Raw genomic sequence first — 11102 nt, forward strand, 5'->3', positions numbered from 1 at the left:
GAAACGGCGATGATCGGCAGGTTCGATACGATTTCGCGCAGCTTTCCTGCCAGATCGGCCCCACTCATCAGCGGCATGTCGAAATCTGTCACCACGGCATTCCAGAGGCCCGGCGCCTCGCCCACCGCCTCAAGTGCCTCGCCCGGGTCGCTCAATGCCATGGCGATGGCGCCCTCGACCTCAAGCATGCTCGAGAGTATTTCGGCCACATCGAGCACATCATCGACCACGAGCACATGAAGCCCCTGCAAATCGGTCAGCCCTGTCTCGCCCAACGTCTTGGAACGCGTCTGCGGCGGCGCGCCCTCGGCCGGCCAGAGAATCGTGACCGTGGTGCCTTCACCGGGCTGGCTGTCGAACCACATTGCCGCACCGTTGCGACGCAAGATCCCGGCAACGATCGACAAACCAAGGCCCGTGCCCGCCACGCCCTTGGTGGTGAAGTGGCGTTGGAAGATGCGGTTGCGCACCTCCTCGGGCACACCTTTTCCGGTGTCCTTGATCCGGATGAGCATATGATCGCTCGTCGTGCGGTAGCTGCCGATATCCGGCTCGCGCGGGGGGTGAAACTCGCGCGCGGACCCTGCTTCAAGGGTGATCGTGGCCGCCCCTTCGCCCAACGCGTCGCGCGCATTGGTCAGCAGGTTCAGCACAACCTGCGTGATCTCGCTGCGATTAGCGTAAAAGGCCGGCAGCGCATGATCAAGCTCCAGAACCAGGTGCTGCTCGGGCAACAGACGATTTGTCAGCATCTGCCCGGCCTCGGACAAGATCTCCTGCAGGTCACAGAGTGACTGGCGGCTCTCGGTTTCACGCAAGGCGCCGAGGCCGTCGAAAAGATCCGTGGCGGCCTGCAAGGCGCTGCCGAGGCGTTTCACATCTTCGCTGACCGCATCTTCGCCGGAAAGGCGATCTTCCAGCATCGACAGGCTGCCCAAGGCTATCGCCATCAGGTTGTTGAAATCATGCGTCAAATCCGACAGAACCTGCGAAATGGCCCCCTTGCGCAAGGCAAGCTGCAACTCGTCGCGCAGGCGCGCGCGTTCGCGCTGCAGGCGGTTCTGCTCGGTATTGTCACGCGTGATGCAGATGATCCCGCCATCCTCGTTCAGCGTCAGCGAGACCTCCTGCTCGATCGCACGACCGTCACGGCGATATGCCATGAGCGGGCCACGCCAACTGCCCTTTTCAAGCAGCACCGGCAGGACATTCCGGACAACCCAGTCCAGCTTGTCCTCGGGGTAGAGGTCCTGCCAGCTCAGGCCGGTCACATCCTCGTCGGCGCCGATGCCGAAGGTGCGGCGATGCGAGGCATTCATGTAGAGATAGCGCCCCTCGGAATCGGTGATGGCAATGCCGTCATGGGTGGCTTCCATCGCCATCGCCCTGTCGCGAACCGCGCGTTGCTCGGCCTCCTTTCTGAGCGTTATGTCTTCCTTGAGCACCACATGCCCGCCATCGGGGATCGCGACATCGACGACGCGCAGCCAGCGGCCATCGCGCAGCTCTTCCTCGAAACTCAGCGGCCCGTCGCTGCCACGGGTCAGGCGCTCTGCCAGCCAGTCCTCTTCGCGACCATGGGCACGCAGATAGATGCCCCGGCTTAGCCGGCACCGCAGGATTTCTTCATAGGTCATGCCCGGCTCGATCTTGGGGCCGACATCCCCGTGGCATTCCTCGAAATGCCGGTTGCACAGCACCAGCCGATCATCGGCATCGAAGACCGCAAAGCCATGATTCAGCGCCTCTACCGCACCGAACAGGCGCTGCCGCGCGGCTTCGGCCTCGGCGGCGGCCGCCTTCAGCCGCCTGGCATCCTCGCGCTGTCGGGTGATGTCGGTTTGCACCGCAATGAACCCATAGAGCCGCCCCTGCTCATCCTTCAGGGGCTGGATATCGGCACTGATCCAGTATTCCGCACCGTCGCGGCTACGGTTGAGCAGTTCCGCCCTGACCGGCGTGCCCGATTTGATGGCCGCGCGGATTCTGGCCCGCTCGGACGCGTCCACGTCGCTGACGGCAAGGAACTCTCCCGGGCGCTTGCCCGCCACCTCGTCCAATGTCCAGCCGCTGCGCGCCTCGAAAGCCGGGTTGATCCACTCGATCCGGTCGTCGCGGTCGGTCACGATCACCAGGTTCGAGGTGCGTTTCGAAACCTCGCCAAGCCTGCGCAACAGCTTCTGCTGCTGGCGGGCTTCGGTGATCTCGCGGATCACGAAGACATAGCCTCGCTCCTCTCCCTCTCCCTGACGCGGCGCTGCGGAAAGCTGGTACCAGCGCCGCACGCCATCCAGTTCGAGCGGGTATTCGGTATGCACGCTGCGGCGCGAGCGATCGACCTCGGCCATCACCTCGCGGGCCTTTCCGGCCAGTTCTGGGGAAAAGACCTCTTCAGGGGTGCGCGAAAGAAAGACCTCGGGTGGCATAGCCAGATCGTGCAGCGCCCCGACGTGATAGCCGGTGAAGCGCCCCGCGGCGTCAAGCTCCAGAACTAGGTCGGGCATGGCCGCAAGCGTGGCCTGAAGGCGATTGCGTTCCTCGTGCAGGCGGGCGTTGGCCGCCTCGGCAGCCAGTTCAGCGTCGCGGCGTTCAAGCACCACGCCGATCACATTGGCCACCGACCGGACAAGCTCGATCTCGGCGGGCAGAAACGCGCGGTGTTCCCGCACCGCGTCATACCCGACAAAGCCCGCGACCTGGCCCTCCCGCATCATCGGAACGGCAAGCAACGAGCGAATCCCCTGCATCGCCAGCACGTCCTTGACAACCGAGTCCGCCGGCAGCGCATCCACATCGGGGATGTAAACCGGATGATCGCGCTCGAAATCGGGCATCCAGTCATCCATCAGGTCGGCCGGCATGTCCTGCAGGTGCGCGATCATCGGCTCGATCCCGTCAGCGACCCATTCATGGGTGTTGTCCAGCCGGTCGGGCGGGCGCAAACGGAAGACATAGGTGCGATCCGAGCCCGCCATCTGCCCGGTGCGCGCCAGCGCGCGGTCGATCGCGGCGTCGAGCATGCCGCGCGGGCTGCGCAGCAACGAGTTATTGATCTCGACCACCATGCGCTGCGCCTCGACCAGCCGGTCGAAATCCCGGCTCAGCGCGGCGAGCCCTGCGCCGCCGCCATCCGCCCGCGGGGGCAAATCATCCGGATGCGTCGTGATCCGGCCGGAAATGTCGTGGTCATTCATCTGGGGGATATCCGTGATGCCGCGGCTCGTGCGGCGCTCAAATGATCTGGCGGCGAACCAGGGGCAATAATGGCGGGCTCAACAAAGCCCTTCCTTGTGCGCCATGATGACCGCTTCGGTTCGGTTGCGCACATTCAGTTTGCGGCAGATCGACTTCACGTCCATCTTCACTATGGTTTCCTCAAGGTCCAGCTCGCGCCCGATTTCCTTGTTCTGCAGGCCCTGGCCAAGAAAGGCGAGCACGCGCGCCTCGCGCGGCTTGAGGCCGAAGGGGTTGTCGCCACCGTTCATCGCGCGGCGCATGTATTCGGCGGGCAGATACACATCCCCGTCAGCAATGAACCGGATCGCATGGAGCATCGACTTGAGCGGCATGGTCTTCGGCAAGAACCCGGCCGCCCCGATCTCCATGGCGCGATCGACCACGCTCCAGCCGACGACCCCGGAAAACAGCGCAACGCCCCGGCCGTTGGCTTCGATCAGCCGCCGCAACCCGTTGAGCGCATCCATTCCCGGCACGTCATAATCAAGCAGCACGACATCGAAAGGGCCACGCTCCGCGATCCGCGCGTGCGCGGCCTCGACATCAGGCGCGGCCTCGACCTCGAAGCCCTCAGCCCCCGACAGGGCGGAAACAACCATTTCCGCAAGAAGCACGTGGTCGTCCACGACAAGAACCTTCAGCGCAGCACTCGGAGCCCGAGGCCCCTTCTCAATCTCTGCCATGATCACTCGTTATGCTCTCATTGTCCGCATTATGCCGTTCCACGCACGCGGTATTGCGTCTCTAGTGTACAATATAGGCCAAAACCGACTACAGAACAGATTGCGTAACTTTCGAGAGCGCCAGCGCCCCAATGCTCAAACGGCGTGGCGCGCGTACGCGTATCCGCTTCAACACCGTCTTCCTCCAAGTGATCCGCGGGCGTTCGAGACGGCAGCGCGCGAGGTGGGGTTTCCAGGCCCATTACTGCATATGAGATACCGCTTGGTGCTGCATTCTCGACATGAGTTCCGCAGGAAACACTCCAAGGTGCACAATTGTGCCCATTTCCGGGTGGGACGGGGCGTTGTTGCATAACTCTGTCTGTAGAGGATTCACATCACGAATCCATGCGGTTAGACGGGGGGCATGAGCAAGCCAAAGCCCGCCCGCTACCGCACGACGAACTGGTCCGCTTACAACTCTGCGCTCCGCAAGCGCGGGTCGTTGCTGATCTGGCTGGACAAGGAGATGGCCTGGCACGCGCCGCATGAGGGCCGTCCGGGGCGCCCGCCGGTCTTCTCGAATGCGGCAGTCCAGTTCTGCTTGTCGATAAAAGTGCTATTCAAGCTGCCGCTCAGGCAGACCGCCGGGATGGTCGCGAGCCTCCTGCGCCTGGCTGGGCTGGACTGGCCCGTTCCGGACTACTCGACCCTGTGCCGCAGGCAGAAGACTCTGAAGGTGCAAATCCCTTATCGCCGTGCTGGCGGGCCGCTGAACCTGCTGGTGGACAGCACTGGCATCAAGTTCCTGGGCGATGGCGAGTGGCAAGCCCGCAAGCATGGCGTTCAGGGCCGGCGCCAATGGCGCAAGGTGCATCTGGCCATGGACACCGCCACCTCCGACATTCGCGCGGTCGAGTTCACCCCCAGCCGGGAAGGAGACAGCCCCGTCCTGCCCGACCTGCTCGACCAGATCCCCCACGAGGAAGATATCGCCACCGTGACCGCAGATGGCGCCTACGACACCCGCCGCTGCCACAGCGCCATCATCGCGCGCGGTGGCACCCCAATCATCCCGATCCGTAAGAACGCCCGGCCGTGGAAGGAGGACTGCCCAGCCGCCCGGATGCGCAACGAAACCCTGCGCGCCACGCGCCACTATGGCCGTGCGTTCTGGAAACGTTTGACCGGATACCACGCCCGCAGCCGCGCCGAGGCCAAGATGCGCTGCCTCAAGTCCTTCGGCGAGCGCATCGCCGCAAGAGACCCCGACCGCCAAACCGCCGAAATCCACATCCGCGTCATTCGCAGGCTCTCTCGAACGCATGGCGTTCGCCTGCTCATTCATGAACCGCTTCAACGCACTCGGCACCGCCGAGATCGTCCGCGTGGCCTGAACCTGAAGGGGAAAGGGGGAGGCACGCATCACGCCGCCTTTCTGCAACAACGCCGTGCCCACCTTTGAGCGTCCAGATCAAGATAAACGCCCCGGCGTCCCTGATCGCGTGAGAAAATACTTGAAAAAAGACATCAGAGCGTGTCCTGAGCCTCACCTTAAAACCTTTGTCCTGAACTGCGATTTCCCGCCCGATTGAAATCGGGATGGAGTTTCGCGATGGCGACTATGGTGGAGTTTCTCCGCGACTAAGGGGTGGGTATTCGTTCAAATGGTCAGCGGCGTTGGCCGGATGAGGTGAAAGCGCGGATTGTGGCGGAGACGAGGAGCCAGGTGCTACGGTGAACGACGTTGCGCGGCGATATGCGTCCGTTACCGTGATCTGTTCGTCATGTTCGATACCATGCGAAGTGGGTCAGTAGGTGACCGTCACCACGATCGTGTCGCTGTAGGTTCCTGCCGGTGGTGTGTTTTGCGGCGGAACGCGGCCATAGACTGGAAAGTTCTGGGTGCTGCCTGATCCCGTCCCGGGGCGCGCCGCACCTTCGGCCAGGGTGCCCCAGGGCAAGCTGCGCGCGGCGTCCTGATACAGGCCATAGCGAACCGAACTGCCCGCGCCGCTGCGCATGAAACGGTCAAGCGGGCCGGTTCCGTAGAAGCCGTGATCGAGTCCGACATGGTAATCGGTATGGGCAGTGCAGGTGACGCTGACCTCGCTTGCGGCATCGATGGGGGAGGTCAGCACGCCGACCGATCCGAAATCGAGATTGGTCGCAGAGACGAGGCAGTTGTCTTCGACCTCGGCCAGCACGTCGAAGCTGAATGTCGCCGTGCGATTGGTGCAGAGAAAAAGCAGGGTGCAGGTGCGGTAATTGACGCGCACATCGGTTATATCGCGGAAGAAGTTTGACTGGTAGCTGCCCGGCGCGACCGCCTGCTGTGCACCGAAAACGCGACCGTTGAAAGGGATGTTGGCGCTACCGCTTCCGATAATCAAGACCGCAAAGGCTGAAAGGTCGATGCTTTCGCCATGGCCCCAGTAATCGCCGCCCAGCACCACGGTTCGCGCGCTGTCCTTGTAGAGCTGATAGTTCAGATCCGTGGCGGTTGTCGCGCTGGTCATTTGCCGCGCGCTGCCGTCGCCGCCACCGCTTCCTTCGCCGATATGGATGCGGCCGTTGAACGATGACAGCAAGCCCAGAAGTGCCGAACAGCTGACTGTGATGGTCCCGGAAATGTCGGTGGCGCCGCTGCCCAGGGTGTCAACGGTTCCGAAATCCACATTCGTGGCGCTGAACGAACAGCCTTGTGCCCGCGCGGCGCCCGGATTGCTGGCCATCAGGACCGCCGCGCAGAAAAACCCGCAGAACGCCTTCAGGATCATTCGCATACCACCCCCTCAATGCTGCTGATCGCGCCCGGCTCGCGCGTGTAGGCGAACGCGGCGCGGCAGGTGCTCATATCCGGGAAATGCACCACAAGCTCGTTTTGGGGCTGAAGCCCGCGAAGATAGACCTGCCCATCATACCCCACAAGGAAGCTTTCGGCGCTACCCGAATGAATCGCCGTCAGCCCCACCTCGAGCGGATCGCCGGCAAGGTCGACCAACTCGACCAGAGCGGTGGCGGGGCTCGGGTCGATGCCGAAATCGAGCGTGACCCCGCTGCGCTGGGCCGGGCGCACCACCTCGCGGGTCTGGGGCACATCGGCGTCCAGCGGCAGGGCGGCCGGGTCGATGGCAACGACATTGCGCTGATACGAGCGCAGGCCAGGCACCAGTAGCCGCCCTGTGCGCCCGGTGGTGCCGACGGGGCGGTTTTCGAACTGCACCGCGATGCCTGGCGCGCCTGCATTCACAACCGCGAAGGCATCCTCTATGCGGTCGGACAGGAAAATCCCGCCGCCCGCGACAACCACCGCCCCTTGCGCCCTGAGCCCCGCAGCCTGACGTGTGCCGGAATGCCTTGCGGCCAGTTCGATGCGGCCATGCTGATGCCGAAGCCGGGCAGAGGCGGCAAGCTCGGAACGGGTGTCATGGTCGGCCCGGGCATTCCAGTGCCAGCCCCGATCCCGATCCTCGGGCGTTCCCGACAGGTTCAACGAAGCCCGCATCTGCCCGTTCCGGCTACCAAGGCGTGCGCCGGCGCTCCTGTTCTGGCCCAGAGGAAGCTGCATTCCGATGCCGACCATTGCATTGGAGGTTGAGCCGCGAGTCGCCATGGCCGAAAGGTTGAGGGTGCCGCGCTCGAACACCTGGGTCGAATAGGATACGCCCAGGCTGCGTTCGTGCGTGTCATCAGCCCGCCTTGTATCGGCATAGAAAATGCTGCCTCCGTCCTGCCTTTCGGGCAGCACCGGCATCGTGACTGAAATCTGGTTCAGGGCGGTGAGTGGAGCAGGCGTGGCGCTACCCGGCGCGGGCTCTGCGGCCGTGGTCCGGGCAATATCCGAAAAATCCCCCCGGCTGCGCATGACGCGGGCCGAAAGGCGCAGCTGCCCGAATGCCAGTTTCGTGGACAGTTCGCCCTTGGCGCCGGTGCCGATTTCCGAGCGGCTATGGGCGGCGCTTGCGCTCACCGTGCCCACCATGCCGACGCGGAAGGTACCGCCAAGCCCGGCCATGCGCAGGTTCTCGCCGACCTCGGTATGGGCCGTGACCGTCAGCGCCGGGGTCACCCCGAAGCGCAAGCTTCCGACACCATGAACGCCACCGGCATAGCGATCGGTGTCGGTGCCGATGCCCAGGCGCGGCACACCGATGGCGAGGGAATAATCGACCAGACCGGGGCGCATCAGATCGGACGATACAAAGAATGGCTGGCTAACCCGCGTCTCGCGGCCGGTCACGTCGCGCACAACGAACTCGGCCTCGGTCGTGCCGGTCGAAAAGGGAAGATCGGTCAGCATGAACGGGCCGTAAGGCACGTCGGTGGTGAACCGGCGGATTGAATCGGCATAGACATCGACAGTGGACGGAATTTCTGCGCTGCCCTCGTAGCTGGGCAATGCGATGGTGATCAGATCGGGGCGCAACTCGAAGTTGCGCTCCACAAGAACGCCCCCCATCCGCACCGGACGCGACCAGGATGGCCCCCGCGACGCTATGTCGCCGAATTGAACCTGCGTTGTCCGGCCGGGGATGGGCGTGCGCCAATAGCTGTTCAGCCGTCGGTAGAGCGCCCTCCCTCCTTGCTGGTAGGACAGCGCGAAACCATGGTTCAGCGTTCCCAGGGGGGTGAACATGCGTGCGTCGAAATCCCCGGCAAGGCTGTGGGAAAACCCGGAGGAACGCGTCAGTTCCGTGTCCAGGTTGTAGTTCAGAACGAAACCGAAACCACTATCGACTTCGTCTGGCAGCAGGTCACGCGGCTGCGGGGTGGCCGCGATCACGCGCGGCGAACAGCTTTCCATCGCCGCCGTGAAATGCAGCGTCTGGGCCGCCTGATCCAGGTCGAAGGTGACGCCGTCGATCCGGTCCAGCCGGATGTCGCCGCTGCCGCGCCGCCCGTCGATAATGGGCCTGATCCCGGTTCTGCAAAGTTCGTCCGCATCGGCCAGCAGGCCGCCGCCACCCGGATCGACAAAGCGGGTGATGAACCCGGTGGGCCATCCGTTGATGAACACCTCCAGGTGCAGCGTTTGCCCCGGCTCGGCATCGGCCTCTTCGGCGCGGACTTCGGAGATGGCAGTCAGAACAAGCAGGCAAAGACCGATGACGGAAAGTGCAAGACCGGGCCGGTTATCGCGCTGCAACCGGGGCATTCAATATCCCTCGGCTTGTTGTGGATGTCAGTTCTGCGCTAGCTGTTCCGATCCGGGCAGCCGGCCCCAACGGCCAGCGCATCGTCGCACCGCCCAGAACATACCCGAAAAGCCCGTCGCGCCGAACGACAGCGGAACCGCCCCGCGTCAGCCGGACATTCGCCAGGCGCAGACGCACATCGCCTGCATTGCGTGCCTCAAGATACGCCATGCCGCCGCTTTGGGTCAGTGCGAAGCTGACCTGCGGCAAGCGGGCGCCCGCCTCGGTGAAGAAAACCGGAATCCGCAGCCGGGTGGCAAAGGCAACCTGGCCTGCCTGAAGCCGCGAGCGGTCGGGCACCTCGTCTATGTAGATGCGATAGGCTTCTTCCCCTTGCACCGGCGACGTGCCCGTGCGGACCACGCGCACTGTCTGCTCGGCGCCCGGTCGCAGCTGTGTCATCGGCGGGCTGACAACAACCGCATTGGTGGGTTCGAACCGCTCCTGCCCGTTTTGCTGCACCCATCGGAAAATCCGTGCCTGAACGGTCATCGGTTCGCGCCCGGTGTTGCGCAAGGTCAGCGTTGTCGTGGCACCCGGAGCGGTCACCTCCAGCGTCACCGGCGATACGCGCAGACCATCGGCCAGCGCTGCCACCGGCGCCAGCATGGCAAGCGCGGCGGCACAGGCAAGGGCGCGAAGTGTGGCGTTGATCAGTTTCATGTCTCGCCCTCCGCTCAAAATGTCACTGTTACGGTGATCGTGTCGGTATAGGTTGCCGGCGCCGGAGTCGCCTGCGGCGGAACGCGCCCATATACCGTGTGGGTCACGGCCGTGCCGGTGCCTGTACCGGGAACAGTATCCGTCGGCGGGGTATTTCCCCAGTTCACACTGCGTGCGGAATCCTGATAAAGGCCATAATCGATCGTCGCGCCGGCGGCTTCCATCTGGCGGACGGCAATCGTGCCGCCGGGACCGGCGCCCTCGTTCAGGCCAACATCATAATCGGTTCCCGGCGTGCAGGTGACCTCGATATCTGCCTGCTCATCGACATTGCTGGTCAACACGCCGACGGTGCCGAAATTCAGCGTTTGCGTCGACGTGATCTCGCAATCCGCCTGAATGGTGATGGTGACATCAAATGTATCGGTTGCTGTCTGTGCCTGTGCTGCGTTCACACCAGCCACCGATGCGGCGGCCATAACAGCAAGAACATGCGGTAACGCGGTTCGTTTCATCTGACTTTTCTCCGGAATACTGCCGAAAAATCGGCACCTGCTCATTTTTCTCATTCGCTTGACGGAATGCTGGGGATTATCCTAATCTAATATCAGGGAAATTCCAACCGACATTCCCCAAGTGGCCTGCCGCTTGACGGCAAGGTCGCCTGAATATGCCCGCTGGACAGGTGTTTTCCGCCCGAGCGGTGTTTGCGGTCGCGTAAACGCCCGGAGGCGGGCGGATCAAGCCGTGAACCCGTTTCATCCCAGCCCGGCAATCCCGTTTTTCAGCGCGTCGGACAGACCTGCCTTGCCGTTTTCGTTCAGTTTGGGTCTGGATCGCGGTCACGTGCATGGCGGTGGCGCTCGCAATCGGCGGATCGCGGCGCGGATGGCGCGCACCACCGGGCCGGTGACTGCCCGGGAGCCACTCGATCTTGGCGATCACCCGGCGCTCGTCCTCCCAGCCTTGCGCCTGATACTCGAAGTCCTCGAAGAACCGCTTGACCTTGGTCAGCGATGGCCGCCCCACGGGCCGCGTCAGCCGGTGCGCGATCTTCTCGCGCAGGACGCTGTTGGCGGGCAGCCGGATGGCGTAGAAATAGCCCGCCTCTTCCAGCCGCGAATAGATCGCGGGGATCGCATAGGCGTCGCCATTGTCGCTCGGACCATGTATGCGGACATGTATGGATGGCTCCCGCGGGGCAAGGCGCGCAAACCTGCAGGAGAATTGGCGAATTGCGCCGCCTCACCCGAGTTAAAACGGTGGGCGTCAAGAGTGGCTTGTCCGTCGTCGAATGATTTGGGATAGTCGGCGTGATTTTGGTCTGGAGGGCTCCGGCTCT

At 63.5% G+C, this 11102-nt stretch carries 6 protein-coding genes and 2 pseudogenes; 1 reads left to right on the top strand and 7 read right to left on the bottom strand.

Annotated features, from left to right (window positions below):
- Together DQ229_RS12610 and DQ229_RS12615 are read right to left on the bottom strand one after the other, a co-directional pair.
- Window positions 1-3194: PAS domain-containing protein (locus DQ229_RS12610; protein ID WP_114966621.1), on the bottom strand; the 3194-nt coding region annotated here is incomplete at its 3' end.
- Between the two features lie 78 nt (window positions 3195-3272).
- The gene (locus DQ229_RS12615) at window positions 3273-3920 is read right to left on the bottom strand and encodes a response regulator (RefSeq protein ID WP_114966622.1); all 648 of its coding nucleotides are present in this window, start codon (window positions 3918-3920) and stop codon (window positions 3273-3275) included.
- Window positions 3921-4326: 406 nt separating this feature from the next.
- Between DQ229_RS12615 and DQ229_RS12620 the strand changes: the two are divergent.
- Window positions 4327-5296 (top strand): annotated as a pseudogene (locus tag DQ229_RS12620) (IS5 family transposase).
- A gap of 414 nt (window positions 5297-5710) precedes the next feature.
- Here DQ229_RS12620 and DQ229_RS12630 read toward each other — a convergent pair.
- From DQ229_RS12630 to DQ229_RS12650, 5 genes and pseudogenes are all read right to left on the bottom strand, one after another.
- Window positions 5711-6679, bottom strand: coding sequence for a Csu type fimbrial protein (locus DQ229_RS12630; protein ID WP_162300861.1), 969 nt, complete (start codon window positions 6677-6679; stop codon window positions 5711-5713).
- On the bottom strand, window positions 6676-9057 hold the full coding sequence (locus DQ229_RS12635; RefSeq protein WP_114966624.1) for a fimbria/pilus outer membrane usher protein: 2382 nt from the start codon (window positions 9055-9057) through the stop codon (window positions 6676-6678). Before DQ229_RS12635 ends, DQ229_RS12630 begins: the two co-directional genes overlap by 4 nt.
- Complete coding sequence (locus DQ229_RS12640; RefSeq protein WP_114966625.1) at window positions 9035-9760, bottom strand: fimbrial biogenesis chaperone; 726 nt, start codon at window positions 9758-9760, stop codon at window positions 9035-9037. The genes DQ229_RS12635 and DQ229_RS12640 overlap by 23 nt, the downstream gene beginning before the upstream one ends.
- 14 nt (window positions 9761-9774) lie before the next feature.
- On the bottom strand, window positions 9775-10275 hold the full coding sequence (locus DQ229_RS12645) for a Csu type fimbrial protein (protein WP_114966626.1): 501 nt from the start codon (window positions 10273-10275) through the stop codon (window positions 9775-9777).
- Window positions 10276-10663: 388 nt separating this feature from the next.
- Window positions 10664-10906, bottom strand: a pseudogene (locus DQ229_RS12650) (transposase); the annotation flags it as partial.
- Between the last annotated feature and the right edge of the window lie 196 nt (window positions 10907-11102).

This window comes from Alkalilacustris brevis, assembly GCF_003350345.1.
GTDB lineage: Bacteria > Pseudomonadota > Alphaproteobacteria > Rhodobacterales > Rhodobacteraceae > Alkalilacustris > Alkalilacustris brevis.